At 34.8% G+C, this 612-nt stretch carries 1 protein-coding gene; it reads left to right on the top strand.

Annotated features, from left to right (window positions below; all coding sequences use genetic code 11):
- Positions 1 to 17: 17 nt before the first annotated feature.
- On the top strand, positions 18 to 612 hold a 595-nt coding region (locus tag AC1DUW_RS31855; protein ID WP_477644583.1), incomplete at its 3' end, for a hypothetical protein.

The following is a 612-nucleotide window of genomic DNA, read 5'->3' as shown; positions in this document are numbered from 1 at the left end:
GTCTCATACTCTTATATATGTCCGGTATTACTACTAGCGCTGCCAACACAGTCCCAACAAAAACGACTACTATAGACCGGGTATTTGAATATTTAGGCCTGAAATATGAAAATGCTATACAAAACTTTGATTATGGTGATAAAAATGAAGTTTTTATTACTCAGAGAGTTAAATCGGCTACAGTGCTTTCACGCTGCATTATAAAAGGTGAAAAATGTGAAGTTGAAGATTATGTAATACTTGGAGACTATGGACACGGAGAGTCTTTAGAAGTGATAAAAGAGAATGGAAAAACTTTATTATGGGTAGGGAATACCGTAAATAGTGGTGATAGCAATAAATGGTCTACTGATATATCACTTATTAAGTATAAAGTTAACCCTGCAAAACCAACGGGCGCAGAAGTAGTAAATGTAAAAACGATAACTAATCTAGAAGAAGTCACATCAAAAAGAAGTGGTAGTGCCTATAGAAGTGCTGTGGCAATAGCAGATGGCAAAGATCGTATTTGTTTTAGAATTCAAATTGGAACTTCAGCATCTAACACCTACTACGCCGTATATAAACTAAATGACGTAACAAAGGCATTAAAGGCTTCATCAGATAATAAAA

Source organism: Peribacillus sp. P4_C12 (genome assembly GCF_056402095.1).
Note: the sequence above shows the minus strand (reverse complement) of the source record. Positions and strands in the feature narration are given on the sequence as shown.